The organism is Sulfitobacter sabulilitoris, from assembly GCF_005887615.1.
Classification (GTDB): domain Bacteria; phylum Pseudomonadota; class Alphaproteobacteria; order Rhodobacterales; family Rhodobacteraceae; genus Sulfitobacter_E; species Sulfitobacter_E sabulilitoris.
Genome location: NZ_VANS01000001.1, coordinates 763,481 through 790,377 on the forward strand (window position 1 = coordinate 763,481; position 26,897 = coordinate 790,377).

The 26,897-nt window shown below is 64.3% G+C and carries 27 protein-coding genes and 1 other RNA gene; 11 read left to right on the forward strand and 17 right to left on the reverse strand.

Going from position 1 to position 26,897, the window contains the following annotated elements:
• Window positions 1–19 precede the first annotated feature (19 nt).
• The 15 genes from FDT80_RS03570 to FDT80_RS03640 form a co-directional block, all read right to left on the reverse strand.
• Window positions 20–2,470 carry a DUF3772 domain-containing protein gene (locus FDT80_RS03570; RefSeq protein ID WP_138660848.1) on the reverse strand — a complete coding sequence of 817 codons (2,451 nt, stop codon included), beginning with the start codon at window positions 2,468–2,470 and terminating at the stop codon, window positions 20–22.
• A gap of 5 nt (window positions 2,471–2,475) precedes the next feature.
• A complete protein-coding gene (locus tag FDT80_RS03575; protein WP_138660849.1) occupies window positions 2,476–3,510 on the reverse strand; it encodes a cysteine synthase A in 1,035 nt (344 codons plus the stop codon).
• Between the two features lie 75 nt (window positions 3,511–3,585).
• On the reverse strand, window positions 3,586–4,713 hold the full coding sequence (locus tag FDT80_RS03580) for an NUDIX domain-containing protein (RefSeq protein ID WP_342777634.1): 1,128 nt from the start codon (window positions 4,711–4,713) through the stop codon (window positions 3,586–3,588).
• Window positions 4,704–5,144: a TrgA family protein gene (locus tag FDT80_RS03585; RefSeq protein ID WP_138660851.1), complete on the reverse strand. Its 441-nt coding sequence runs from the start codon at window positions 5,142–5,144 to the stop codon at window positions 4,704–4,706. Before FDT80_RS03585 ends, FDT80_RS03580 begins: the two co-directional genes overlap by 10 nt.
• 27 nt (window positions 5,145–5,171) lie before the next feature.
• Window positions 5,172–6,380 carry an SAM-dependent methyltransferase gene (locus FDT80_RS03590; RefSeq protein WP_138660852.1) on the reverse strand — a complete coding sequence of 403 codons (1,209 nt, stop codon included), beginning with the start codon at window positions 6,378–6,380 and terminating at the stop codon, window positions 5,172–5,174.
• A gap of 122 nt (window positions 6,381–6,502) precedes the next feature.
• Complete coding sequence (locus tag FDT80_RS03595; RefSeq protein ID WP_138660853.1) at window positions 6,503–7,924, reverse strand: cryptochrome/photolyase family protein; 1,422 nt, start codon at window positions 7,922–7,924, stop codon at window positions 6,503–6,505.
• A 68-nt stretch (window positions 7,925–7,992) separates the two neighbouring features.
• On the reverse strand, window positions 7,993–9,216 hold the full coding sequence (locus tag FDT80_RS03600; RefSeq protein ID WP_138660854.1) for an aminotransferase class V-fold PLP-dependent enzyme: 1,224 nt from the start codon (window positions 9,214–9,216) through the stop codon (window positions 7,993–7,995).
• A 198-nt stretch (window positions 9,217–9,414) separates the two neighbouring features.
• Complete coding sequence (locus FDT80_RS03605; RefSeq protein ID WP_138660855.1) at window positions 9,415–11,061, reverse strand: BCCT family transporter; 1,647 nt, start codon at window positions 11,059–11,061, stop codon at window positions 9,415–9,417.
• 54 nt (window positions 11,062–11,115) lie between these two features.
• Complete coding sequence (locus FDT80_RS03610; protein WP_138660856.1) at window positions 11,116–11,532, reverse strand: universal stress protein; 417 nt, start codon at window positions 11,530–11,532, stop codon at window positions 11,116–11,118.
• Window positions 11,533–11,674: 142 nt separating this feature from the next.
• Window positions 11,675–13,339, reverse strand: coding sequence for a BCCT family transporter (locus tag FDT80_RS03615; protein WP_138660857.1), 1,665 nt, complete (start codon window positions 13,337–13,339; stop codon window positions 11,675–11,677).
• Window positions 13,340–13,556: 217 nt separating this feature from the next.
• The gene (gene acuI / locus FDT80_RS03620; protein WP_138660858.1) at window positions 13,557–14,549 is read right to left on the reverse strand and encodes an acryloyl-CoA reductase; all 993 of its coding nucleotides are present in this window, start codon (window positions 14,547–14,549) and stop codon (window positions 13,557–13,559) included.
• 100 nt (window positions 14,550–14,649) lie between these two features.
• Window positions 14,650–15,753 carry a dimethylsulfoniopropionate demethylase gene (locus FDT80_RS03625; protein ID WP_138660859.1) on the reverse strand — a complete coding sequence of 368 codons (1,104 nt, stop codon included), beginning with the start codon at window positions 15,751–15,753 and terminating at the stop codon, window positions 14,650–14,652.
• Between the two features lie 2 nt (window positions 15,754–15,755).
• Entirely contained in the window at window positions 15,756–16,265 is a 510-nt protein-coding gene (locus tag FDT80_RS03630; protein WP_246039831.1) for a DinB family protein, read from the reverse strand.
• Window positions 16,262–16,969 carry a DUF1326 domain-containing protein gene (locus tag FDT80_RS03635; RefSeq protein ID WP_138660860.1) on the reverse strand — a complete coding sequence of 236 codons (708 nt, stop codon included), beginning with the start codon at window positions 16,967–16,969 and terminating at the stop codon, window positions 16,262–16,264. The genes FDT80_RS03630 and FDT80_RS03635 overlap by 4 nt, the downstream gene beginning before the upstream one ends.
• 1 nt (window position 16,970) lies before the next feature.
• Window positions 16,971–17,759, reverse strand: coding sequence for a DUF2182 domain-containing protein (locus FDT80_RS03640; RefSeq protein ID WP_138660861.1), 789 nt, complete (start codon window positions 17,757–17,759; stop codon window positions 16,971–16,973).
• A gap of 57 nt (window positions 17,760–17,816) precedes the next feature.
• Here FDT80_RS03640 and FDT80_RS03645 point away from each other — a divergent pair, with 57 nt between their 5' ends.
• From FDT80_RS03645 to FDT80_RS03680, 8 genes are all read left to right on the forward strand, one after another.
• Window positions 17,817–18,563 carry a FadR/GntR family transcriptional regulator gene (locus tag FDT80_RS03645; protein WP_138660862.1) on the forward strand — a complete coding sequence of 249 codons (747 nt, stop codon included), beginning with the start codon at window positions 17,817–17,819 and terminating at the stop codon, window positions 18,561–18,563.
• A gap of 121 nt (window positions 18,564–18,684) precedes the next feature.
• Window positions 18,685–19,041: a DUF4345 family protein gene (locus tag FDT80_RS03650; protein WP_138660863.1), complete on the forward strand. Its 357-nt coding sequence runs from the start codon at window positions 18,685–18,687 to the stop codon at window positions 19,039–19,041.
• A 51-nt stretch (window positions 19,042–19,092) separates the two neighbouring features.
• On the forward strand, window positions 19,093–19,446 hold the full coding sequence (locus FDT80_RS03655) for a DUF4345 family protein (RefSeq protein ID WP_246039833.1): 354 nt from the start codon (window positions 19,093–19,095) through the stop codon (window positions 19,444–19,446).
• 21 nt (window positions 19,447–19,467) lie between these two features.
• Window positions 19,468–19,817: a transfer-messenger RNA gene (gene ssrA / locus FDT80_RS03660) on the forward strand.
• Window positions 19,818–19,905: 88 nt separating this feature from the next.
• Window positions 19,906–20,340: an ester cyclase gene (locus tag FDT80_RS03665; RefSeq protein ID WP_170311778.1), complete on the forward strand. Its 435-nt coding sequence runs from the start codon at window positions 19,906–19,908 to the stop codon at window positions 20,338–20,340.
• A gap of 123 nt (window positions 20,341–20,463) precedes the next feature.
• Complete coding sequence (locus FDT80_RS03670; protein WP_138660865.1) at window positions 20,464–21,273, forward strand: chromate resistance protein ChrB domain-containing protein; 810 nt, start codon at window positions 20,464–20,466, stop codon at window positions 21,271–21,273.
• 20 nt (window positions 21,274–21,293) lie between these two features.
• Window positions 21,294–22,532, forward strand: a complete 1,239-nt coding sequence (gene chrA / locus FDT80_RS03675; protein WP_138661773.1) for a chromate efflux transporter — start codon at window positions 21,294–21,296, stop codon at window positions 22,530–22,532.
• 92 nt (window positions 22,533–22,624) lie between these two features.
• Window positions 22,625–23,152 (forward strand): SspB family protein, encoded by a 528-nt coding sequence (locus FDT80_RS03680; RefSeq protein ID WP_138660866.1) that lies wholly within the window; start codon window positions 22,625–22,627, stop codon window positions 23,150–23,152.
• 30 nt (window positions 23,153–23,182) lie between these two features.
• Here FDT80_RS03680 and FDT80_RS03685 read toward each other — a convergent pair whose 3' ends face one another.
• A complete protein-coding gene (locus FDT80_RS03685; protein ID WP_246039835.1) occupies window positions 23,183–23,743 on the reverse strand; it encodes a hypothetical protein in 561 nt (186 codons plus the stop codon).
• Between the two features lie 176 nt (window positions 23,744–23,919).
• On the opposite strand from FDT80_RS03685, the gene fumC reads away from it, so the two are divergent.
• Genes fumC through FDT80_RS03700 form a run of 3 tightly spaced genes read left to right on the forward strand, consistent with a single transcriptional unit; the run spans window position 23,920 to window position 25,714 of the window.
• Complete coding sequence (gene fumC / locus FDT80_RS03690; protein WP_138660867.1) at window positions 23,920–25,311, forward strand: class II fumarate hydratase; 1,392 nt, start codon at window positions 23,920–23,922, stop codon at window positions 25,309–25,311.
• Window positions 25,308–25,484 carry a DUF4169 family protein gene (locus tag FDT80_RS03695; RefSeq protein WP_138660868.1) on the forward strand — a complete coding sequence of 59 codons (177 nt, stop codon included), beginning with the start codon at window positions 25,308–25,310 and terminating at the stop codon, window positions 25,482–25,484. The genes fumC and FDT80_RS03695 overlap by 4 nt, the downstream gene beginning before the upstream one ends.
• Complete coding sequence (locus tag FDT80_RS03700; RefSeq protein ID WP_138660869.1) at window positions 25,481–25,714, forward strand: ribbon-helix-helix domain-containing protein; 234 nt, start codon at window positions 25,481–25,483, stop codon at window positions 25,712–25,714. Before FDT80_RS03695 ends, FDT80_RS03700 begins: the two co-directional genes overlap by 4 nt.
• Before the next feature lie 292 nt (window positions 25,715–26,006).
• Here the strand turns inward: FDT80_RS03700 and FDT80_RS03710 are convergent, their stop codons facing one another.
• Entirely contained in the window at window positions 26,007–26,897 is an 891-nt protein-coding gene (locus FDT80_RS03710) for a fructose bisphosphate aldolase (protein WP_138660870.1), read from the reverse strand.

Below are 26,897 nucleotides of genomic sequence, written 5' to 3' on the forward strand. Positions count from 1 at the left end.
TCCTTGGGTGGTGTCAGGGTCATTTGTCCGCCTCGCCTGCGGCATCGGCATCCGGATCTTGCATGTCATCGACGGTGGTATGGGTCTGCGCATCGCTCCGCGACCCGGTCCGCGTCGCGGCGACCTGCGCCGGCGCGGTGGCCTCCGCCGCGGCCTTGCCGCCGCCGCCGCCCGACCAGGCTTCGGGGTTGCGCAGCCAGATGTCGCGCTGGGCAAAGGGCACCTCGATGCCTTCCTCCGCGAAGCGCTCCGCAATGGCGTGGTTCACGTCGTTCTGCACCGGAATGAGCCAGTTCACGTCGCGCAGGATCATCCGCACCTCGAACTCCAGCGCGTCGGCCCCGAAGCTGGCAAACAGGATCATCGGAGGCGGATTGGCCAACACCATCGGCTGCGCCTCGGCGATCTCGCGCAGGATCGTGTCGACGCGCCGGGTGTCGGTGCCATAGGCGACGCCCACCTTGACGATCAGGCGGCCAACGGTATTGCCGCGGGTAAAGTTGGTCACCGTGCCGCTGACCAGATCCGCGTTGGGCACGATGACATCGGTGCGGTCGAAGGTCTCGATCCGGGTGGAGCGCACGGAGATATCGCGCACGTATCCCATCCGGCCGCCGACCTCGATCCAGTCGCCCTCGGAAATCGGTCGCTCGATCAGCAGGATGATGCCCGACACGAAGTTCGACACGATGTTCTGCAAGCCAAAGCCGATCCCCACCGACAGCGCACCCGCCACGATGGCGAGCGAACTGAGGTCGATCCCCGCGCCGGTGATCGCCGCCAGTGCGGCCAGGAAAATGCCGACATAGCCCAGCCCGGACACGATCGCGTTCTGCCCGCCGATATCGATCCTTGTCTTGGGCAGCACGTTGCTGCGCAGCGCGCCCTGCACCAGTCGGGTGATCACGTAGCCGCCCGAGAAGATCAGCGCGAACATCAGGAAGTCAGAGGGCGATATGCGCGTCTCCCCGATCACGAAGCCGCGGCTGAAGGCGGACCAGATCTCGGTCAGGTCGGCGACCCGCGCGCCCCAGGCCAGGGCCAGCAGCGGCGTCGCCGCCAGGACCAGCACAAAGCCGACCAGCACGGGCACCAGCGCATCGCGCCCCTGTGCGCCCTGACCGGTCAGCCAGCCGTAGAGATCGCCAAAGAACCGCTGCAGCGCCATCACCAGCCCGAGGATCAAGAGCGAAATCACGGTGGGATACAAAAGCGCGTTGCCCGCCGAGGCATAGCCCACCGCCGCCATCAGCGGGGCGGCGATCGACACCGCCATGATCGCTATACCGGTCAGCCGCAGGGCCCGGCCCAGACTGGTTGGCGCGACCTCTTCTTCGCCTTCGTCGGCGTAGGTTTCGCTGTAGCCGCGCAGGATCTGACCCACGCGAAACAGGATCAGACCGATCAGCACGACGACCGGAAACGCCACGACCGCCCGCGTCTCCGCGGAGACGTCCGAAAAGCTGAACAACAGCGCCAGCACCCCCCGCAGGACAAACAGCAGCGACAGCATCAGCAGGTAGAACCGCGCCTCTGCGCGGCGCTCGGGCGCCAGCACGATCAGCGCCTCGTCTTCGTCGCGCGAGAAAAGCCGTTCGGACAACCAGCGGAAGCCAAGCAGGATGCCGCCCCAAATGGGCAGCGCATTGAGGAGCTGTTCGCCCCGCACGCCGGCCATGCCGGTGGCGCGCAACGCCTGGCTAAGCGCCACGACACCGATCAGCGGCAGCACGATGCGGCCCAGCGACACGACGAAGCGGACCACGCTGACGCTGTGCCCGCCCAGACGGCGTGCGCGATGCGCGATCATGCCGGCCCATCTCCGCCCGCGCGCCATCAGGACCAGTGCAACCGCCCCCAGCAGCAACACCAGCGGCAGGTTTTCCCGCAACTGCTGGCGGCGCACCGAATCCCCGAAGGCGACGCTTTCCGACCCGACGTCCGCCAGCGTCGCGCCGAACTCCTGCACCGCAGGCCCCCAATGCACCGGGTTCAGCGGCGATGGCCCCAGAGCCAGCAGCCGCCGCGTCTGGCGGTCGCGGATGATCTGGTCGATTTCGCTGATCAGCCCGTCAGCCCGGCGAAAGGCTTCGTCAGCGACCTGAACAGGGGCCTGCAGGGTGGCCAGTTGACGCTCAAGCTCGGACCGTCGCGCCGCCACCTGCTCGGCTTCGGAGCCGGTTTCGGGCACGGGACCCAGCGCATCGAGTTGCTCGCGCAGGGTTGCGATCCGTTCGGCGTTGATCTGACGCGCGTCCTGGAACTCGGCCCGGAACGTGGCAAGACGGGTGCGCAGCGTTTCGAACACCTCGGTCTCGTCGATCTGTTCATCGACGGCCGTCTCGGCCCGGCTGGCCACACTTTGCCACAGGTCGTAATTGGGCCGGTCGGGTGTGCTCATCTCCTGCGCCGCGGCGGTGAACACCACCGACAGGCTCAGGACAAGCGCCAACGTCAGAAGGCGGAGCATGGCGTTCACACGTCCTCGAAAACGCCCGGAATGCTTGACGGGCCTTCCATCAGCCAACCGGGTTGCGGCAGCCCCTTTTCGCGCAGGAAGTCAGGGTTGTAGAGCTTGGACTGGTAGCGCGTGCCATAGTCGCACAGGATGGTCACGATGGTGTGCCCCGGCCCCAGGTCACGCGCCAGATGCATCGCGCCCGCGACATTGATGCCCGACGATCCGCCCAGGCACAGCCCTTCGTGCTGCAACAGGTCGAACACGATCGGCAGCGCCTCGGCGTCATGAATGTTATAGCTGAAATCGGGCGTGAACCCTTCGAGGTTGGCGGTGATGCGCCCCTGTCCGATGCCTTCGGTGATCGACGACCCCTCGGAGGCCAGCGTGCCGGTGGTGTAATAGCTGTGCAGCGCGGCACCGTCCGGATCGGCCAGGCCGATCTTGACACCACGCGGTTGCAGCGCCTCGGCCACGCCCGCCAGCGTCCCGCCCGACCCCACCGCACAGATGAAGCCGTCGACCTTGCCGTCCGTCTGGTCCCAGATCTCGGGGCCGGTGGTTTCCACATGCGCCTGCCGGTTGGCCACATTGTCGAACTGATTGGCCCAGATCACGCCCTCGTTGGTCTCGCGCGCGAGCTTTTCGGCCAGACGGCCGGAATACTTGACATAGTTGTTGGGGCTTTTGTACGGCGCTGCCGGAACCTGCACCAATTCGGCCCCCGCGAGGCGCAGCATGTCCTTCTTTTCCTGGCTCTGGGTCTCGGGGATGACGATGACCGTCTTGAACCCCATCGACGCCCCCACCAGCGCCAGGCCGATGCCGGTATTGCCGGCGGTGCCTTCGACGATGGTGCCGCCGGGCTTGAGCGCGCCGCGCGAAATCGCGTCGCGGATGATGAACAGCGCCGCGCGGTCCTTGACCGACTGGCCGGGGTTCATGAATTCCGCCTTGCCGAGGATCTCGCAGCCGGTCTCTTCGCTGGCCTTGTTCAGCCGGATCAGCGGTGTGTTCCCGATGGCCTGCGCCAAGTCTTTAGCAATATACATGATGTGTCCCTCACTGCGCCTGCCTAGTGGTGTAGCGGGGCGCGGCTATGGCCTCAAGGGGGGGCGACTGCGGAGCTATGCCTTTGCCCGCAATTCGTCGCGGTGCCGCGCCAGCCAATAGGCCGCCACCATCAGCGGCGCGTTCGCCACATTGCCCCCGTCGCACAGCGCCATCAGATCGTCGAAGGACATCAGGTGCGACCGGATATCCTCGGTCTCGCTCGCCAGCCCGCCGATGCCGGTCACATCCGCCGCCAGATCGGCAATCGCCACGTAGATGTAGTAGAATTCCGTCGTGTTGCCGGGCGAGGCATAGAGCTCTCCCACCGGATGCAACCTGGCCACCTCCAGCCCCGCCTCCTCGCGCGTCTCGCGGCGGGCGGTCTGCTCGGGCGTCTCTCCCGCGTCGATGCGCCCCGCGACCGGCTCGAGCTGCCAGACATTCGCGTCGCCCCGCGCCAGCGGCCCCATGCGCATCTGCTCGATCAGCAGGACGCGATCGCGCACCGGATCATAGGGCAGCACGATCGCCGCATCGGTCGAGACGAACACCGCCCGTTCGACCTGCGGTGTCATCGTGCCGTCGAACCGCTCATGGCTGAGCCTGAATTCGTCCAGCGCGAAAAACTTGGCATAGACCCGGCGCCGGTCGGTGACATCGACCCGGCCCCGAAACGTGCCTTGCTCGTGGTCGGTCCGGCGCGCGTTGACACGGGCCATCGCACGCGTGCGGATCATCGGGAACATCCCGGCGATCTCGTCGCGCGATTTCTGGCCGAAATACCCCATCACCTCCGCCGCCGCTTCGCAGCTCATCTCGCCCCAGTCGCGCACCCAATCGTCCAGCGACCACGGCCCCTGCAAGGTCCAGGCGCCCGCGGCGGGCAAATAGACCTGGGCACGTGCCCCGTCACCCAGCGTGACGGTCACGAGATCATAGTCGAAGCCGCCCTCGTAATAATCGAGCCGCGCGATATCCTCGGGCGTGAGCGCGCCGACGACGACGCCCTCGGCCCGTGCATCGGGGCGCGCCTCGATTCCCGGAAACGGCCCCTCGGCGACGCTGCGCACCGCATAGCCGGGCAAGGTCGCGGGGCGCAGGTCGATGTCCGTTGCCGGGCGGCCCAGCACGATTTCAAGCAGGGGCAAATGCCGCAGCGTGCCGTAGAAGAACAAAGGCATTCCGCCGGGTGTCAGCGCCACGTGCGCCACGCGTATTCAGTCGCCAGCCCGGACAGGACGGCACCCACGATCAGCGTGGCGATGACGGTGAAATCGATCAGGATCAGACCGTACTCGGCGCCGATCTCGAAGATGGCGATCAGCGCTTCGAAGGCATTATCATACCGGTTGCGCATCGCCAGCCGGACCATCTCGTTCGCGGCTTGCACGAAGACGCCCCAGAACACCATCGACGCCACGCCGGTCAGGCCGTTGTTGACCGCGGACGTGATCCCGCGCCCAGCGCGGCGGCCCATCACGAACCAGCCGACAAGCGCGCCGATCGCCATGTTGACCCACGTGAAATAGCCGAAATCGGTGCTTTCGGGCATCAGCGGCATGATCTGCCCCGACACGATGAAGGCGAGGATCGCCAGGCACACGGCGGCCATGAGTTTGCTGGCGTCGGGCATAATGCCTCCTCTGCGGCGCGGTCGGCCTCAGACGGGCCGCTTCACGGTAATTTGCGTCACGTCGCAGTTGGCACTTTCAAAGGTCGCCGCACAAGAGGTGAGATAGAAATTCCACATCCGGCGGAACCGGTCGTCAAAGCCCATCGCGCTGACCTCGTCCCATTTGGCGTTGAAGGTCTCATGCCAGCGGCGCAACGTCACCGAGTAGCTATGACCGAATTCCACCGACCGTTCGACCGCCAGGCCGGCGCGCGCGATCTGGTCGCGCAATGCGCCGGGACTGGGCAGCATGCCACCGGGAAAGATGTACTTCTGGATGAAATCCACGCCCCGTCGGTACACGTCCCACCGGCGGTCGGTCACGGTAATGATCTGGAACGTGGCGGTCTTGCCGGGTTTCAGACGCTCGCGCACGGTGGCGAAATAGGCGGGCCAGTATTTCTCACCCACCGCCTCGAACATCTCGATCGACGCGATGCCGTCATAGATGCCCCGCTCGTCGCGGTAGTCCTGCAACTTGAAATCCACCATGTCGGTAAGTCCCGCCTTTTCAATGCGGTCGCGGGCGTACTTGATCTGTTCTTCGCTGATGGTCAGGCCGGTAACCCTGAGCCCGCGTTCCTTGGCCGCATATTCCGCGAACCCGCCCCAACCACAGCCGATTTCGAGGATGTGATCGCCCGGCTGCACGCCCATTTCATCGACCATCGAGGCATATTTCGCGATTTGCGCGGCCTCCATGCTTTCCTGTCCGGTTTTGAACAGCGCGCTGGAATAGGTCATCGTCTCGTCCAGCCACAACCCGTAGAAATCATTGCCCAGATCATAGTGATAGCTGATGTTGCGGCGGGCCTGGGTCTTGGAATTTCGCTGCCACCAGAAGCGCAGTTTTTCGAAGTTGCGCAATAGCCCCATGCCGGGAAAACCGTCGTAGATATCCTCGTTGTCGGCGTGCACCAGGTCCATGAAGGCTTGCAGGTCGGGTGTTGACCATTCCTCGTCCAGGTAGGCGTCGCAAAACCCCAGGTCACCCTCGCGGATCAGCCGCGCGAACAAATCGTCGCTGTGGATGCGCAATTCGGCCACAGGGCCGGGGTTCTTGCCTTCGGCGCGGAACACACGGCCATCGGGCAGCACGAAATCCACGCGCCCGTTGTTCATCTGCTGTGTCATGGCGAACACGCGGGTGAAATATCGTGGCAGATCGCCTTGGCCATCGGTCGTCGTCAGGATCATCTCAAAGTTCCGCTCATCGTTATATGGCCCCGTCATTTTGCGGGGCATTTTTCATTTTCGCAAGGCGGCACACCGTTTCGCTACAGCCTGTAGCAAGACACGAAGCACGCCAAGTAACAGTTTCAAAAGTCCCGATTTTCATAGGCGTTCAAGGCACGTTTGCGGCCTTCGTCGGCAGGCATGATCGGATCGGGATACTCATCCTCTGGCGACATCCCCCAATGGCGCGGGACAGCGTCAAAAAAGCTGAGCGCGGTCGCACTGGGGTCCGCGCGCCCCTCGGCGATCCAGGCGCGGGTGTAATCGCGCGATTTGTCGAATTTATCGAGCTGCGTGACCGGGTTGAACACCCGGAAATAGGGGGTCGCGTCGGGGCCGGACCCGGCCGCCCATTGCCAGCCCATCGCGTTGCTTGCGGGGTCCCAATCGATCAGGCAGTCCTCGAACCACTCCTTGCCGATGCGCCAATGCGTCATCAGGTGCTTGGTCAGGTAACTTGCCACGATCATGCGGCCGCGGTTGTGCATCCGCCCCGTCACGTACATCTCGCGCATGGCGGCATCGACAAAGGGGATGCCCGTGCGCCCCTTTTTCCAGGCCAGAACCTGCGCGCCGCGCGCGTCGTCCTGCCAGGGGAAACTGTCCCATTTCTCGCGCCAGTTCTCGGTCAGGATGCGCGGCGTGTGGTGCATGAGGTGATAGGCGAACTCGCGCCAGACCAGTTCCTTGAGGAACGTCTCCGCGCCCTGCTTGCCTTCCTGTCGCGCGCGCTGGCCCGCGTGCCAGCACTGGTGCGGGCTGATCTCGCCCAGGCTCAGGTTCTCCGACAGGCCCGATGTGCCGTCCTGCCCCGGTATGTCGCGGCTTTCGCCGTAGCCCTGCACGATATTGGCCATGAAGGCGCCCAGCCGCGATTGCGCCGCGCTCTCGCCCAGCCGCACGTGGGGTCGAACCACATCCGCGCCGCGGTTCATCGCGGCCCCCATCGCCCAATCGTCGAGATCGTCGCTTTCGGGCCAGGCTTCGGGTGCCGGAATTTTGGGTGGCGCGCTGAGCGGTGCATCGACGTCGCGCGATTTCACCGAATTCCAGAAGGGCGTGTAGACCTTGTAGTATTCGCCCTGCCCGGTCTCGACCGACCACGGCTCGAACATCAGGTGCCCGCCAAAGGATCGGGCCTCGATGCCGGCGTCCTTGAGGGTCGTTTTCACACGCGTGTCGCGGTCCACCGATTGCGGATCGTACAGCCGCGACCAAAAGACCGCACCGGCGCCTGTCTCGTCGATCAAGGCCTGCAACTGCGCCAGCGCGTCACCCCGGCGCAGGATCAGGCGGCTGCCCTTGTCGGCCAGCGTCGCGGCAAAATCCTCCACCCCGAGGCCCAGCCGCCATTTCGGCGCCGCGCCCAGGCTGTCTGACACGTCATCGTGCACGAACACCGGAATCACCGGCCGGCCCGTGGCGCAGGCGGCGTCGAGCGCCGGATGATCGCTAAGCCGCAGATCGCGGCGGAACCAGACAAGGACGGGAGAAGATGCTGTCACGGGGCGAACTACCTTTCGGGCAAGTGTTATCACCTACTTAGGACACCTGCGCCCAGTTCAAGAGCCGATTACAGAACCGCGTCCAGCGCACCCAGCAACTGATCCATCTCGGCATCCGAAGTGTAATGCGTGAAACTGAGCCGCAGCACACCGTGATCGGGGGTCACGCCCATCGCCGCCAGCGCGCGACCGGCGTAAAAATCGCCGCCCCCCGCCATGATGCCGTGCGGGGCCAGGTCGGCGGCCACCGCCTCTCCGGGGCGGTTCAACGCCAGCGCCACGGTGGGCGCGCGGCCTGCCGCCACCGCCGGGCCGATCAGGCGCACCGAATTGCGGTCTTTCACCGCGTCCAGCAGCCGGGTCAGCAGCCGGGTTTCATGGGCGCGCATCAGGTCGTGCACCACCGCGCCGCGCGCCGCCGGATCGGTTCCGGTCCCGCCATGATGATCATGGAGCGCATCGATATAATCCGCGATCCCCGCACAGGCTGCCACCTGGGCGTGATCGGGTCCGGCGGGCGTGAACCGCTTGTGAAGCGTGTCACCGTTGAAATGGTGCCCCTGGTTGGGCAGCAGTTCGCCCAGCGCGCGGCGGATCACCATCAGCCCCTGGTGCGGGCCAAAGGTCTTGTAGGCGGAAAACAGGTAGATATCGGGACCAAGCGCGCCCACATCCACCAACCCGTGCGGCGCGTAAGACACGCCATCGACACAGACAAACGCGCCCGCGGCATGGGCCAGCGCGGTAATCTCGGTGACCGGATTCACTTCGCCCACCACGTTCGAGCAATGCGGAAAACACACCAGCCGCACCCGCTCGTCCAGCAGGTCTTCCAGCGCTTCGGGGTCCAGATGGCCGGTGTCTGGATCGACGCGCCATTCGCGCACCTCGATCCCTCGCTCCGCCAGTCTGCGCCAGGGTCCGGTGTTGGCCTCGTGGTCCTGGTTGGTGACGACGATCGCCTCGCCGGGGTCGAGCATCTGGCCAAAGGCCTGCGCCAGCACATAGGTGTTCTGCGTGGTGGACGGACCGAAAGACAACTCGTCCGCGTCCACACCGAGGATCGCGGACAGGCGGCTGCGGGCCTCGTCCATCTCCGCTCCGCCAAGACGGCTGGCGGCATAAGGCGCATAGGGTTGCACCTTGCGTTCGGTGTAAAACCGGGTCAGCCGGTCGATCACGGGCCTGCAGGTATAAGACCCGCCGGCATTTTCGAAGAACGCCTGCCCCGCGAGCTCGGGCACGTCGAAGGCGGGGAACTGCGCCCGCACGAAATCCAGATCCAGGTCCATTGCCACTGCTCCCCCATGGTCATTTCGCGCCACTCAAGGCGAAAAGCCGGGCAAGTGCAAGGGCATCCCCCGCCTGGCGGGCGGGCGCGGTCGCGGGACCGGCCCCTGCGCCCACAGGAGCGTCATGGGATCGGGCGAACAGAAAGGCCCCGGCGCGAATCCGCGCCGGGGCCTTGTCGATGTCGCGCAGGACCCGGATCAGCGCAGTTGCGCACGCTCCGATTGCAAGCCGCGGAAGATCGCCCAGCACATGACCAGCAGCACCACGGTAAAGGGCAGGCCCGTAGAGATGACCATCGATTGCAACGACGACAGCCCGCCCACCGACAGCAGCAGAACGATCGCAACCGCGCCTTCGAAGATGCACCAGAACACCCGCTGCGGCACCGGCGCGTCGATCTTGCCGCCCGCCGTGATCGTGTCGATCACAAGGCTGCCGCTGTCCGAGGACGTGACGAAGAAGACGACCACGAGGATGATGCCGATCAGCGAGGTGATCCCCGCCAGCGGCAGCGCGTCGAGCATCTTGAACAGCTTCAGTTCAAGCGGCGCGTCCTGTGCTGCGGTATAGCCGTCCATCACGACCTGCTGGATCGCCACGCCGCCAAAGACGCTCATCCACAGCACGCAAACCAGGCTGGGGATCAGCAGCACGCAGACCACGAATTCACGGACCGTGCGGCCCCGGCTGACGCGGGCGATGAACATGCCCACGAAGGGCGACCAGCTGATCCACCACGCCCAGTAGAACGAGGTCCACCCCTGCATGAAGTTTGTATCCGTGCGCCCCACCGGGTTCGACAATGCGGGCAGGTATTGCACATAGGCCGCCAGATAATCGGCAAAGCCGGTGAGGATAACCATCGTCGGCCCTACGAGCAGAACGAACATCAGCAGCAGGAACGCCAGCCCCATGTTGATTTCCGACAGGACCTTGACCCCGCCATCAAGCCCGCGCAGCACCGAGATCAGCGCAATCGCGGTGATTGCGGTGATCAGCACCACTTCGGTGGTCGATCCCAGCGGAATGCCGAACAGCTCGTTCAAGCCGGCACTGGCCTGTGTGGCGCCAAAGCCGAGCGACGTGGCAAGACCGAAGAGCGTGGCAAAGACCGCGAGCGTGTCGATGACATGCCCGGTCCAGCCCCACACACGATCGCCGAAGATCGGGTAGAACGCCGAGCGGATCGTCAGCGGCAGGCCCTTGTTATAGGAAAACAGCGCCAGAGCCAGTGCGACGACCGCATAGATCGCCCAAGGGTGCAGGCCCCAGTGAAAGATCGTCGCGGCCATGCCCAGCCGGATCGCCGCGTCGGTATCTCCGGCGGCCGCCCCCAGCGGCGCCCAGTCGGTCCGCGCGCCTTCCTCCATCGCCACGCCGCCCATCGACGACGAAAAGTGGCTCATCGGTTCGGAGACGCCATAGAACATCAGGCCGATGCCCATGCCGGCGGCGAACAGCATCGCGAACCATCCGACATAAGTGTAGTCCGCCGTCGCATCCGCACCGCCCAGCCGGACGCTGCCGTAGGGTGTGACGATCAGGAACAGGCAGAACAACACGAAGATGTTCGCCGCCCCCAGAAAGAACCAGTCGAAGCCCTTTGTCACCGCGCTGAACAGCCAGCTGAACACCGCGCCGGATTGTTCGGGCAGGGCAAGCGTGTAGAACACGAAGGCCACGATCGAGAGACCCGAGATCAGGAAAACCGGGTTGTGGATGTCAAAGCCGAAGGGCCCCACCGATCCGTCGACGTTATCCTGGCCGATTTCGTATTCGGTCTCGATAATATGGGCTGTCCCTTCGGGTTCCGGAATGCCCTGGTTTGCGGTTTCATCCGTCATCGACGCCTCCTTTTCTTAAGGTTTCTACAGGTTTGAGTGTGCATATCGACCCTTTCAATCACGTACAACCAGAACGGACGCCTTGGCGTGTCCCGCGATCTTGCCGCCGTTGGACGGCCAGACATATTCGGCCACGCCCGGCACATGGCTGGCCATCACCACGAGGTCCGCGTCGATATCCTTGACGGCACGCAGCAGCGTGTCATCCAGATCCGTGGTCGGATCATGCGCCATGACCATGTGGTCATGTGCCTCGATGCCGCGCTGCGCGGCCTGCGCGCCGGCGAATTCCCGGAGCTTTGCGGCGAATTCCGCGGGCGTGTGGGCAACGGCGCTGGGGGCGGCAGCGGTCGCGCCGACATACGTCACCTCGGCGCCGTAAAGCCCCGCCAGGTCCGCCGCACAGCCCAGGGCGTGCTCCATCTTGTCGATATGCGCCAGATCGACGGGAACCATGATACGTTTAAACATAAAACCTCCCTCCAGAATGTCTTGCCAAGGCAATTGAGGGGCCGCGACGGGTCAAGAAGGGGGGGATGCCTAAAGCAGCATCTCGGTGTCGTGGCCCCGCCCCAGCACGCTGGGACGAGGGCATACTAGCATAGTTTTCCGTTTATTCAGCAGGTTTTACCGCCGTCACGTTGGCGGTGGTGTCGATGCCCGCCGCATTGCGCTTGCCGTCCTTGTAGATCGCCTTGATCAGCGACACCGCCATCAGCACCATCACAAGGCTGAACGGCAGCGCGCCGATCACCATCGCGGTCTGGATCGCGCTGATCCCGCCAATCAGCAGCAAGGCCGCCACCACCGCCCCCAGCGCGATGCCCCAGAAGATGATGTGCGGCCGCGCCTTGGGCCCTTCGTCGCCCGCCGCGTTGATGGTGTTCACGATCAGCACCGCACTGTCCGCGCTGGTGACAAGGTAGGTCATCAGCAACACCACGATGAGGACCGCCATGCTCCAGCCCAGCGCGCCTTCGCCCAGCATGATGTCGGTCATGGCAAAGATCTTGCCGCCGTCGGTCGCGTCAAAGATGGCGCCGCCCGCTTGTCCGGTCAGTTCGAGGTCGATGGCCGTGCCGCCCGCCCAGGTGAACCACACGAAACACATGAACGCGGGCACGATCACCGCCCCCAGCACGAATTCGCGGATCGTGCGGCCCCGGCTGATGCGCGCCAGGAACAGGCCGACAAAGGGGGCAAACGCCACCCACCACGCCCAGTAGAACACCGTCCACGCGCCCTGCCATCCGGCCAGCGCCTGGTTGATCTCGCTTTCGCCGCGATAGACCGTGACCATCATCGACGGCAGGTTGACGATGTACTCCCACGTGCCGGCGAACAGCGCCCACAGCCCGAACCACGTCGATCCGAAGATGAGGAAAAACAGCAACAGAAAGATCGACAGCCCCATGTTGAGGTTGGACAGCCACTTGATGCCCTTGCCCACGCCCGAAAGCGCCGACAGGGTCGAGGCGCCCATGATGATCAAAATGGCAAACAGGATACCCGCGGGCGACGGCGTGCCGTCGGCCTTGGTCAGCCACTCGCCGATACCGATCCGGCTCAGGCCGTCAACGAACTGGTTCACCCCGAAACCCAGCGTCTGCGCCACGCCAAGGATCGTCGCCACGACGGCCACGATGTCGATGACATGCCCCAGCGGGCCGGACAGCGACTTGCCGAACAGCGGCGCCAGCGCCGACCGGATGGTCAGCGGCAGCCCCCGGCGATAGGCGAAATACCCAAGGCTCAGCCCACAGATCGCATAGGACGACCACGCGGTGAACCCCCAGTGCAGAAAGGACCACTTGTAGGCGTTGATGATGTTGTCCTCGCCCTGACCGGTCGCAAAGCCCTGGATCACGTCGGGATTGGTGTTGAAATGATACACCGGCTCCGCGACCGCCCAGGTCAGCATGCCGACACCGATCCCGGCCCCGAACATCATCGAAAACCACGAAAACCGGGTGAATTCCGGCGTGTCCTCGGGCCGCCCCATCTTAAGTGCGCCACCCGTCGGCCAGATCGCCAGACCGACGCACACAAGCACGAAAAACGCCATCACGATCACGTACCAGGTGGCAAAGTTGCTCAGGATGAAGCTGTTGAAGCCGTTCAGGACCGCCCCCGCCTGATCGGGAAAGGCGACGGCCCAGATCACCAGCAGGCCGATGATGACCTTGGCGGTGACGGTGACGTCAACGCTGAACCCGCGATAGAAACCGCTGTCGGCGGTCTTGATTGGCAGGTCCATCAATGGGGGTTTGAGTGCCATGAAAAACTGTCCCTTTGTCTATGCATTTTGTACGGCACAGCCTAAGCAAAGCTGCCCCGGAGTCAAAGGAAACCACAATATGTTGTATTGCGGGCCAGATACACCAACAAGCATTAGCGTAGTGCGACTGTTGCGTGCCCCCACCGGGACGGACAAACGCCGCGCAGGCAGTGCCCCGCGCGGCGTTCCGTATCGGCAGGTCCGGTCTGGCCCGCGGTCAGGCGTTCACATCCACCACGACGCGGCCCTTGACCTGCCCCTTGAGGATATCTGCGCCAAGCCGCGGCAGATCGGTCAGCGTCGCGGGCTGGATCATCGCCTCCAGCTTGTCCATCGGCAGATCCTTGGCGATCCGCGTCCAGGCGCGCAGGCGGTTGTCATAGGGCTGCATCACGCTGTCGATGCCCAGCAGGTTGACGCCGCGCAACAGGAAGGGAATGACCGTCGTCGGCAAATTCGCGCCGCCCGCCAATCCCACGGCCGCGACGCTGGCGCCGTATTTCATCTGCCCCAGGACACGGGCCAGCATCTCGCCCCCCACCGCATCGATGCAGCCCTCCCATGTCTCGCCCTCGAGCGGGCGCTTCACTGTCTCATTGATTTCCTCGCGTGCCACGATCCGGCTCGCGCCCAGCGACCTGAGGTACTCCGCCGTCTCCGGCCGCCCTGTCACGCCCGCGACCTCGTGGCCCAAGTTGGCCAGAATAGCGGTGGCCACCGATCCCACGCCGCCCGCGGCCCCGGTGACCAGCACCGGACCGTGGCCCGTCGTCAGCCCGTGATCCTCCAGCGCCATCACCGCAAGCATCGCGGTGAACCCGGCGGTGCCGACCGCCATCGCAAGCCGCGTGTCCAACCCATCGGGCAGCGGCACCAACCAGTCGGCCTTGACCCTCGCCTTCTGCGAATAGCCGCCCCAATGCGCCTCGCCCACGCGCCAGCCGGTCAGCACGACCTTGTCGCCGGGGCTGTAGCGATCATCGTCCGACGCCTCGACCGTTCCGGCGAAATCGATTCCCGGCACATGCGGGTACTTGCGCACAAGCCCGCCACCCGGACCGATGCACAACCCGTCCTTGTAATTCACCGTGGAATACTCGACCGCCACCGTCACCTCGCCATGCGGCAGATCGTCCAAACCGATCTCGCGCACGCCGGCCGATGTCTTGCCGCTCTCTTCGTCCTTGTCGACGACCAATGCCTTGAACATGTCTCTCTCCTTCATTGCGCAGCCGATGGCCCGATCGCCACCCCCTGCTTCTTTGGGTCAAAAATACTCCCGCCGGAGGCTCCTCCAGGGGCAACCGGCGCTAGCGCCAGAAGTTTTCCTGCACGGTGGCCTCCCGGCGCCCCTGCGGCGTCTCGACCTGCACCTGCGTGCCCGGGTCCCAATGCGTCATCCGCACCATGCCGATCGCCACGTTGGTGTCAAACTCGGGCGACCATGCCGCCGAGGTGATCTGCCCCACCGGTTTGCCATCCGCGGTCACGCGCCAGGGCCGGTCGCATCCCGGCACCCTGTCGCCCCCGATCGCGATCGCGCGGATCTGCTGCACCGGCCCTTCCTTGGCCACGCGCAGCAGCGCATCCCGCCCGATGCAGCCGATCGCCGTCTGCGTATCGCAAAACCGCCCCAGGCCACATTCATGCGGGGTGTTGTCGTCGGTCATGTCGTTGCCATAGCTCAGCAACCCGCCCTCGATCCGCTCGATCAGGTTGGGGCAGCCCGCGCGCACGTCCAGATCGGCGCCCGCCTCGAACAGAGCATTCCACAGCGGCATACCGATGTCGCTGTCCTCGACATAGATCTCGAAACCGCCCTGCTTGGAATAGCCCGACCGCGCGACCACGAGGTCACGGCCCTGGAAATCGAACAGGCCGAAGCGAAAGAACCGCACGTCGCGCACCGCATCGCCGAACACCCGCGCCATCAGGTCGTCGGCCTTCGGTCCCTGCACGGCCAGCGGGCTCACGTCGGGCTCGTCGACCAGCACATCCAGCCGGTAGCCATTGGCGATCCCCTTGACCCAGAGCAGCAGATCGCTGTCCGCGATCGAGATCCACCAGCGGTCCTCGGCCAGTTTCACCGCGACCGGATCGTTCAGCATCCCGCCCGTCTCGTCGACGATGGGTACGTAGAAACAGCGCCCCGGCAACATGCCGCGCAGATCGCGCGGGGTCAGCATCTGCATCAGGCGCGCCGCATCCGGCCCGCGCAACTCCACCTGCCGCTCGCAGGCCACGTCCCAGACCTGCACGGCGGACTTGAGGTGGTGGTAATCCGCCTCGACGCTGTCAAAGACGGTGGGCAGCAACATTCGGTTGTAGACCGTGTAGGCCTTGACGCCGGCGGCTTCGACCCCGTCGGAAAACGGCGTGCGGCGCAGACGGCGGGACGGGGAAATCAATGCCATTGTCAGGCCTCCTCGGGCATGGCGAACAGATCGCTGACCGGCGCCCGATACCCGGCGGCCGTCAGCATCGCGTGTATCTGACCCCGGTGATGGGTCTGATGGTTGAACATATGGACAACGGCCTGCGTCAACGGTACTTTCATGTCGCGCTGTAAGGCACCGGAGTACCACGATATTTCACCCTTGAGGTCGATCGCACGCAGCCCCTGTGCCCACAGCAGGATCCGCCCGTCCAGGCGAAACCGCTCCGCGCCCCAAGCCGCGGCGGTGGGGTGCAGCGCCACGCTTTCGGGGATCCCGGTTTCGGGTGCTGCGAGCCGCGGATCGAACCGCGACATCCACAGCATGTCCCCCCAGAGCAGATGGTTGGCCGTCGCCAGAAGACTGCCGAAGAACGCGCCCCTGTCCCGGCAAAGGTCGGCCTGCGGCATGGCGTCCAGAACGGGCATCACCTGCCTGTTCTGCCACGCGTTGTAGCGGGCCATGGTCACGACATAGCCCGTGTCGATCACGGATTGGGGCCCTTCCAGTCGATCGGGCAGATCTCCGCCGACATTCCGTTGAAATCCCAGACCCGGCCGTAATCGCGCACCCGGCTTTTCAGCCCCCGCGCCGCGATGATGTCCGGCCCCATCCAGTATTTGGAATTGCTGACCATGACCGGGTGGTCGGGCGATTTGCCCGCCAGCATCTCGATCTCGCCCTGGATCTTTCGTCCGATCATGATCGACCGCTTGTTGCCCTCGCGCAGGATCTCGACCGGCGCGCGCTCGGCCCCGATGATTTCGCTTACCAGCATGGTGAAAAGCCCCGTGGTGCCCCCCGCGGCCCCGGAAAAGATCTGCAAGATGCCATTGTAGGCCTTGCCCGAGGCGCGCTCGTCCACATAGGCCGCGACCTTCCAGTTGCCCTCGCCCATGCGGCCGGGAATATCGACCAGCAGCCCGACATTCAGACCGCCCAGATCCTCGCCCTCGTAATGACCTTCGTCGATCGCGATGGCCATCCAGGCATGGCAGTGCCCCTCGGTCGGCGGATGCGCGCCAAGGCTGACCACGCAGGGGCAGAACACGGTGCACGAGCAGTTCAGGAAAAGCTCGCCCTTGATCGACCAGTCCGTCGGCGTCGCCTGCCGCCGCTTGGGGTTGGGCATGCGCTGGTCGATGCGCTGGCTGATCGGCAGCTTGTCGGCATCCTTGCGTTTGTTCGTGGCCATTCTATCCTCCTGTCAGGACGGGCGCGCCCACCACCGCGAGACCCGCGATGACAAGGGCAACCCCCATCGGTTTGGTTACATGATGCCCGATCTGGGGCAGTTTTTCGATCACCATGAACAGCGTCGCCAGACCCATCCACGTGAGGTTCATCACTCCGCCGACGAACCCCAGCACCATGAAGCCCCAGCAGCAGCCGACGCAATAGGCGCCCAGCGACAGGCCCATGCGCACCCCGCCCGCGGCGCCGGTGCGCCAGTGGCCCAGGAAATACATCATCGGCGCGTGGCACACGCCATGGCACAGCTTTTTCACGCGGCTGAATTGAAACGCGCCCACGGCAATCAAAAGCCCGCCGGCAAACAGCGGCGACGTGGCGATGCCCAGCATGTCGATCAGCCCGGCGTGCAGCAGCGCCACCTGCGCCCCCGCGATGGTGGCGGCAAATCCCGCCCAGATCACGCCATAGCCAAGAACAACGCCCAGCCATCCCGCCCGCGACCCCGTGGCGCTGACCATCAGATCCTCGTAGCTGCGCAGCGTGGGCACCAGCGTCGGCAGCATCATCGCCGCCATCATGATGGCCCACATCGCGAAAAGCGTTCCGAACGCCGCCATCGGCATGGCCATGTCCATGCCCGGATCCATCCCGCGCATTGCCTGCGCCATCGCCCCAGGCCGGCCCAGCAGATCCAGATCCATCGAGGTGCTCATGGCGAACATGACACCCCAAGCGGCAAGAATCGCGGCGAAAAACCCCAGCCAGAGAGTGGACCGCATCAGCCCCTGCATGTCTCGCTCCATCAAATCACTTGTCGAAGCAGTGGCAGAACTTTAATTGTAAGACAAATGAAAATTGAACCCGCCTCCTCCGGCCCTGCCCGCCCCGCCGACCTGTCGGCCCAGATCGCCGCCGCGATCCGCGACGCCATCATGGAAGGCCGGCTGATCGTCGACGAACGCCTGCCGTCGGAGGCCGAACTGGCCGAACACTTCGCCGTCTCGCGGCCCACCGTGCGCGAGGCGCTGAAACGGCTGGCGGCGCAATCGCTGATCCGCACGCAGCGCGGCGCCACGGGCGGCGCTTTCGTGAACCGGCTGAGCTTTGAAGAGGCCTATGCCCAACAGATCACGACCTCGACACTGCTGCTGTCGATGAACGCGGTCAGCTTTGCCACCGCCTGCGAGGCGCGCTATGCGCTGGAGCGGGCCTGCGCGCCATTGTCCGCGGCCCGGCGAGGTGCCGATCACCTGGCCGCGATGCGCCGCGAGATCAACCGCCAGGGCGAGCCGGCGCTGACCGACGAAGCCTTTTGCGCCTCGGACGTGGCCTTTCACCGGGCGCTGGTTGACGGTGCGGGCAATCCGGTGCTGAGCTATCAACTGGCCGGCGCGGTCGAGGCGATGCAGCCCTTGATGAACATGATCACCTTTTCCGCCCGGTCTCGGACACGGATCATCGCGCTGCACACCGATATCGCGAACGCCATCGCGGCGCAGGATCAGCGCGCGGCCTGTGACGGGCTGACGGCGCTGGAGGACGAGACGCAGGCGCTGGCGCGCAGCGTGTTCGCGACCCGCAGCCCGCGGGCGTGACCCCGGGCCACCGGTGCGGCGATACCGGCCGGTCGCCCCCGGATGCCTGGTGGTGCTTTATCGGCGAAATTCCGGATGCGCGGCGCTTGCCCCCACCGCGCGCAAGGCTATCTGTTCGCGAATGATGGACACGCTCAACATCCTTGCCGCGCTGCTGACGGTCGGCTTCGGGCTCTTCGGCCTTGTCGCGCCGCGCTATACCGCCGCGGCGCTGGATCTGTCGCCGAGCGGCAGCACGATGGGCCTGTCGGAACTGCGCGCGTCGGTGGGCGGGCTGTTCGTCGTGGCCGGTGCCGCGGCGATCTGGCTGGCGCATCCCGTGGGCTATGCGATGATCGGTTTCGCCTTTGCCGGAGCGGCGCTTGGCCGGGTGGTATCGCTGATCCTCGACGCGCCGCCGCGCGGAAAAGTTATTGTTTTCGGCGGTATAGAAGCCGCTCTTGCGGCATGGTTCCTGGGTGCCAACCTTGGCGGATAAGCCGAACACCCGGTGATCCCATCACCGCCAACCACATGAAAGACGCTGTTTATGGATTCGATTTTCTTTATCAATATCGCCCTGGCCATTGTCAGCATCGTGTTCGGTGCGATGGGGTGGCTGGCGCCGCGCGCCACGATGGATACACTCGACATGCAGGACGGCGCCACGACAATGGCCCGGTCCGAGGTGCGCGCGGCGTCCGGTGCGCTCTTCGTCATGGCGGGTGTCGGAGCGCTCTGGCTGAGCTCACCCGACGTGTTTGCGATGATCGGCTTCATCTGGGCGGGCGGCGCGCTGGGGCGGGCGACCTCGCTGCTTCTGGATGGAACCCTGCGCAAGAAATGGGTGTTCTTCGCGGTCGAGCTTGGCGTGGCCGCGCTGGCATTGACGATCAACCTCTAGTTTGCGCGACCGCTGCCGGGGCGTCTTGTAATTCGCGCCACGCTGTCCTACATTTGCAATGTCCTTCGGGACTATGGACATAAACGCGCTCGTAATAAGCGGATCGGACCCGGGGGCGGTACCCGGCGACTCCACCAACACCCGTTCATTTGGCGGTCATGGGGTCGAAACAGGATCGACGAACGTCTAAAGGGGTTATGCTTTGTCTCGGCTGTCTGCCACCGTTATCGGCGAAAACTGTACAATTGCAAATGACAATCGTGCTCCGATGGCGATGGCCGCGTAAGCGACCGGACCTATCGAAAATTAAGTCCTTGAGCTTTGCAGCTTAAGGCGGGGTTCGCAGGCACCTGGCAACAGAAGCCTGCACTTTCCCTTCCTTTTTCGACGACGCGCCGTTTGGGCGTTTTTGTTTTGTTCACCTCTCTGCGCTATCAGCGGCACAGGAGGACCATGCTGATGTCGTCGAAACTTGATCTACTCAACCGATGGTACAAGGATGTCTGGCTGGACGGAGACCTGGACGCCATCGATGTCTATTTCGTGCCCGACACCGACGCCCAGGGCATCGTGCCCGACCTGTCGATGGGCCCCACCGAATTTCGCGACCTGGTCAGCGTGATGCGCCAGATGGTCGTGGCGCTGGATATCCGCATCAAGCACAGCGTGGAGAACGGCAACTGGCTGTGCGCGCTTGTCGAGGTCACGGCGCGCACACGAGCCCGCGGCGCGCCGATTCATGTATTCAGCCAGGTGATGGTGCGGTTCGACGGTGACAAGATGGTGGAAGCCTACAACAGCTTCGACTTCATGACGCTGTTCGAACAAATGGGCCAGGTGCCGCCGAATTCCCTGCCTCTGATGATGACCGGCGTGCACCTTGCCGAAGCCTGACCGCGCACCGGATTGACCTTTCACGGGCCTCGTGGCATCCATAGGTATGGGGACACCGCGATCGCCCCGTGAGGCCCCGGCCCAAGCATCGCATCCTGATACGGTTTTCAAGGATGCTGAAATATGGCCCAATTCAACACGATTTCCCCCAATGCGCTGATGCGACTGATCGGAACGCCCGCCGCGCCGGTCATCGTCGATGTCTGCATCGACGAGGATTTCCATGCCGACCCCAGGCTGATCCCGACCGCGCGGCGCTGGCCACACCGCGAGATTGCCGCGCTTGCGGCCGATCTGCGTGGCGCGCGGGTCGTCGTCGTCTGTCAAAAGGGGTTGAAGCTCAGCCAGGGGGCCGCGGCCCTGCTGCGCACGCGCGGTATTGTCGCCGAAGCGCTGGAGGGCGGCAATTTCGGTTGGCGTGACGCGGATCTTCCGCTGGTGCCCGCCGCGCGCATCCCCGCGCCGGGGCGCGGCACGCTCTGGGTGACGCGCCACCGGCCCAAGATCGACCGCATCGCCTGCCCCTGGCTGATCCGCCGCTTTGTCGATCCGCAGGCACAATTCCTGTTCGTCCCGACCGCCGATGTGCTGGCCATCGCCGACAGGTTCGACGCAACCGCCTTTGACGTGGAGGGCGCACCCTGGACCCACGACGGGGATCTGTGCACCTTCGACACGCTTTGCGACGGCCTTGCGCTGAGAACGGAGGCGCTGGACCGTATGGCGCGCGTCATTCGCGCGGCGGACACCAACCGCCACGATCTGGCCCCCGAAGCGGCCGGGTTGCTGGCCTTGTCCGTCGGGCTGTCGCGCGCACATTCGGATGACCTCGCGCAGCTCGAAGCGGGGATGGTGCTTTACGATGCGCTGTTCCGCTGGGCCCGCGACGGTCAGGGCGAAGGTCACGACTGGCCGGGGGGCCGGGCGCAGTGAGCGCACCGCAAACGCCCGATATGGCCAGCCTGATCCGCGTCTTCGGTCGCATCGGGCTGTTGTCCTTTGGCGGGCCTGCGGCGCAGATCGCCTTGATGCACCGCGAACTGGTCGAGGCGCGGCCCTGGCTTTCGGAGCAGACGTATCTTCGGGCGCTCAGCCTGTGCATGCTGCTGCCGGGGCCGGAGGCGATGCAACTGGCAATCTACGCGGGTTGGCGGTTGCGTGGCACGCCGGGTGGCCTGGTGGCGGGGCTGTTGTTCGTGGTGCCGGGCGCGGTGGTCATATTGGCGCTGGCGTTGGGCTATGCGGTCTGGGGCGATCTGCCGTTGGTGCAGGCCGCTTTCGTCGGCATCAAGGCCGCCGTCATCGTGATCGTCGTTCAGGCGCTGCTCAAGGTGGCGCGCCGCGCGCTGACCGGGTTGGCCGCCTGGGGTCTGGCCTGTGCGGCCTTTGTCGCGCTGTTCGTGCTTGGCCTGCCGTTTCCGCTGATCGTGCTGGTGGCCGGGCTATATGGCTTTGCCGCCGCGCGCGGCCAATCCGCCCCGCAGGTGGTTGCGGCCCCTGCGCGGACCGCGCCGCGCAGCGCGTTGACGCTGGCAACATGGGGCGGTCTTTGGGCCCTGCCGCTGCTGGCGCTTTGGCTGGGCAATCACGCGTTCCTGCTCGATGTGGGTCTGTTCTTTTCCAAGCTGGCGATCGTGACCTTCGGCGGCGCCTATGCCGTGCTGGCATATATGACCCAGACGGTCGTGGCCGACTATGGCTGGATCACCACCGAGGCGATGATCGACGCGCTAGGCCTGGCGGAGACGACGCCGGGGCCGCTGATTCTCGTCACGGAATTCGTGGCCTTGCTGGCCGGGTTCGCCCAGGGCGGTGTCATGGGGGCGCTGGCGGCGGGGGCCGTTGCGCTTTGGGTGACATTCACGCCGTGTTTTCTCTGGATTTTTCTGGCCGGTCCCTATCTTGATCACCTGGCCACGCGGCCGCGCCTCTCGGCGGCGCTGCATGCCATCACCGCCGCGGTGGTCGGCGTGATCGCGAACCTGTCGCTCTGGTTCGCCGTGCATGTTCTGTTCCGCGAGGTCGACACCGGGGTCTGGCTGGCCTTGCCGGATCCGCGCTGGTCCAGCCTCGATGTACAGGCGCTGGTGCTGATGCTGGCGGCGGCCGGGCTCATGCTGGGCGCACGTCGCGGCATGGTTGAAACGCTCGGTCTTTTGGCACTCGCGGGAATTGGCCTAGACCTTCTGTGACTAAGACCGGATTTCGGGCCGCGGCCCCTTTCCTATCCGAGTGAATAAGGTATGCTTTCTCTGACGCAACCGGGATACCCTTGAGGATAACCATGAGCCGAAGCATAGAGTATGGCAATCTGATGCACGACGCGATGCGAGGTTTGATTCGCAAGGTCCTGCAGGATGTTGCTGACCACGGGCTGCCCGGTGCGCATCATTTCTTCATCACCTTCGACACCGGCCACCCCGATGCCGAACTGGCAGACTGGCTGTCGGACCGCTATCCCGACGAGATGACCGTTGTCGTGCAGCACTGGTACGACAACCTCGAGGTGACGGATGACGGGTTTTCCATCACCCTGAACTTTGGCGACGCGCCAGAGCCGCTTTATATCCCCTATGACGCGATCAAGACCTTCGTGGACCCGTCAGTCGAATTCGGCCTGCGATTCGAGACGCAGGACAGCGACGCGGAAGATGACGAGGCCGAAGACCCGGCGGCGCCGGCCCACCTGCCCGCGGTCAAACCCAAAGGCAAGAAACTCAAGCCCGACGAGACCAAGAGCACATCCGACAAGGAGGATGAGGCCGGCGTCAAGGATGCGGAGATCGTGTCGCTCGACAGTTTCAGAAAGTAACGCCGCCTTTGGGATCGCCCTTTCGCCGGGCTACTGCTTCTTGAGAAAGCTCGATACGCGGCGATGCACCTTGCCGTTGCGAACGCTTTGAAATTCAAGCTGCAATCCGCCGTCGGCCAGCGTGCGGTCGAATTGCTGGATCTCGTAGCCGCCTTGCGGATCGACAAATAACGAATACAGGCTAAGCGTGTCGCCGATGATCCGCGCCCAGACGTAGGGCTCCCCTTCCATCGGGTTCAGCTGCACCTCGTGCCCGAAGACGTTTCGGCGCATCGCCGCGGCATAGACGTCCTCGCGGTCGGTGGGCACGAAACTGATGGAATAGGATTTTTCCTTGGCCCGGCCATCAGGCCGATAGGTGATCGAGGTCCAGCTGATGTTGAACCCTTCCTTGGTTTCCGAAATCGTCACGCTCATGTCGCGCGGCACCAGCGACCCATCCGCGCTCTGGACTTCGGCGGACCCGGTGTAGCTACCGACGAACCGCTCCGCCTGCGCCTGCGCGCCGCTTGCCGACAGTAACAGGCAGATCAGCATGACCAGCCCATGCACGGCATGGGTCACGAAACCTGTGGGTCGGGGTGCAATCATTGTGTCCTCACGCGGTGGCAGCGACATGGGTCCATCATAGACTACCACGCCGTAACCCCCTATCGCATTTTTGCGCGGCGGCTGCCTTGCTGCAAATCAACTGTACCGTTGCGCCGCTGACGGCACGGCGATACACCCTGACGCAACATGTCAAAACAGACCGGAGCCCGCGCCACATGTCCGATACCCGCACAGAAACCGACAGCTTTGGCCCGCTCGAGGTCCCGTCCGAGAAATACTGGGGCGCGCAAACACAACGCTCGATCATGAACTTTCCCATCGGCTGGGAGAAGCAGCCGGTGGCCATCGTGCGCGCGCTTGGCGTTATCAAGAAGGCCTGCGCGCAGGCGAACATGGATCAGGGTACGCTGAAGCCCGAACTGGGCGAGGCGATCGTGCAGGCGGCGGGCGAAGTGATCGACGGCAAGTTTGACGACAACTTTCCGCTGGTGGTCTGGCAGACCGGGTCGGGCACGCAATCCAACATGAACGCCAACGAGGTCATCGCGAACCGCGCGATCGAGATCCTTGGCGGCGTCATCGGGTCCAAGGATCCGGTGCACCCAAATGACCATTGCAACATGGGCCAGTCGAGCAACGACACCTTTCCCACCGCGATGCACATCGCAACCGCGATGACCGCGCGCGATGTTCTGCTGCCGGGGCTGGAAAAGCTGCACGGCGCGCTGCAGGCCAAGGTCGAGGCGTTCGACGGCATCATCAAGATCGGCCGCACCCACACCCAGGACGCCACGCCGCTGACGCTGAGCCAGGAATTCTCCGGCTACACGCACCAGGTCGCGATGGGCATCCGCCGGGTCAACACCGCGCTGGAGGCGATTTACGAACTGGCGCAGGGCGGCACCGCCGTGGGCACGGGGCTCAACACCCGCAAGGGATGGGACGTAACGGTGGCGCGCAACATGGCCAATATCACCGGCCTGCCCTTCGTCACCGCACCCAACAAGTTCGAGGCGCTGGCCGCGCATGACGCAATGGTCGAAATTTCGGGCGCCCTGAAAACGGTCGCCGCGTCGCTGTTCAAGATCGCCAATGACATTCGCCTGCTGGGCTCGGGTCCGCGCTGCGGATTGGGCGAGCTGATCCTGCCGGAGAACGAGCCGGGATCGTCGATCATGCCGGGCAAGGTGAATCCCACGCAATGCGAGGCGCTGACCCAGGTCTGCGCGCATGTCTTCGGCAACGATGCCGCCGTCGGCTTTGCCGGATCGCAGGGACACTTCGAACTGAACGTCTACAAGCCGATGATGGCCTATAACGTCTTGCAATCCATGCAACTTTTGGGCGACGCTGCCTCTGCCTTCACCGACAACCTCGTGGTGGGTCTGAAGGCGGATGCCGACCGGATTGAAAAGTTGATGCGCGAATCGCTGATGCTGGTCACCGCGCTGGCGCCTGAAATCGGCTACGACAATGCCACCAAGGTGGCCAAGACCGCACATAAGAACGGCACGACCCTCAAGGAAGAAGCGATCGCCCTTGGGTTCGTCGATGCAGAGACATTCGAGCGCGTGGTGCGCCCCGAAAACATGATTGGACCCAAATGAGCAGCCCCATAAACCTCAACAAGGTCAAGAAAGAGCGTGACCGTTCCTCCCGCAAGGCGCGCGCGGATGAAAACGCGGTCAAGTTCGGCCAGTCCAAGAGCCAGAAAGACATGCTCAAGGCCCGCGCCGAGCAGATCAAGCGCAATCTTGACGGTCACAAGACGGACCCATGAGCGGTCGGCCGGTCAAACGGTCGGTCACGCTCAAGGGGCATCGCACGTCGATTTCGCTGGAGGATGAATTCTGGACGGAGTTGCGTGCCATCGCCGCCAAGGAAAATAAGGCAATCAATGCCTTGGTCGCTGAAATTGATGTGTCGCGCGACCTTAAGACAGGGTTGGCTTCGGCCATCCGGGTGCATGTTCTGCGGAATTTAAGGGACCGATTGCCACCCGCACAGTAGCCTTGGATCATGCAACGGATCCCTGCATCTCTGTCGGCTGACGCCTGTTTGATCCCTCGTTTCAGATCGAAAGCGGCCGGATCCAGCGGCGTCATCCGTCGCAAGCTGCGCGGCGTCGAACGCTATGTCGGTCGCAACAGCATCGAAGCCGATTTGCGCCGTCGCGGGTTTCACGCCGTCGAATACGCCGGCCAGATCGTGATCTTCTGCAATCAAGGCGCGATTCGGCTGGCGCGATGGCGGCTTTTTCGCAGAAAACGGTCCGGAATTTTCGAAAACTCCGGCTCGTGGTTCAGATCGACGCGCGATAGATCTTGTCGATGTTCGACCCCAGGGCCGTGTTGAAATCCGCGTCCGTCATCTTGACGTTCAGCCCTTCGGTCAGCGCACGGCTGAAGCTGGCGATCATCCGCGGGTTCCGGGCCAGCCGCGCGCAGGCGTCATCCGTCGAATACCCGCCAGACAGCGCCACCACCCGCAGCACCCGGTCATGCATCGCCAGATCGTCGTAAAGCCCCGGCTCCTCGGGCAGCGTCAGCTTCAGCATCACATCAACACCGCCCGCCAATTCATTCAGGTGTCTGGTCAATTCCACCTTCAGCATGGTTTCCGCCTCGGCCTTGGTGTCGGAGTGAATATTCACCTCCGGCTCGATGATCGGCACAAGCCCCGCGGCGGTGACAGCCGCTGCCACCTCGAACTGCTGGGCCACGACGGCTGCGATCCCCACCGGATCGGCGTGATGAATGACGGACCGTTCCTTGGTCCCGAAAATACGCTTGCTCTTGGCCTCTGCCAACAGCGCGTCAAGGCCGGGCATCGGCTTCATCATCTGAACGCCCTGCGCCTCGTCCTCCAGCCCCTTGTCGATCTTCAGGAACGGCACCACTCCCCGGTCATTCCACAAAAGATCGGCAACCGGCGTGCCATTGATCGTATCGTTCATCGTCCGCTCGAACAGGATCGCACCGATCACCTTGTCGCGGGTGAAATCACGCGCCAGGATGATCCGCGCCCGCATGTCGTGCATCGCCTGAAACATCTCCGCCTCGCCGGAATAATCCGACGGCTCGACGCCATAAAGGCTGAGCGCCTTGGGAGTGGATCCGCCCGACTGATCCAGCGCGGCGATAAACCCTTCACCCGTTTCCATCTGAGTGCGCTGCGCGTCCGAATTGGCCAT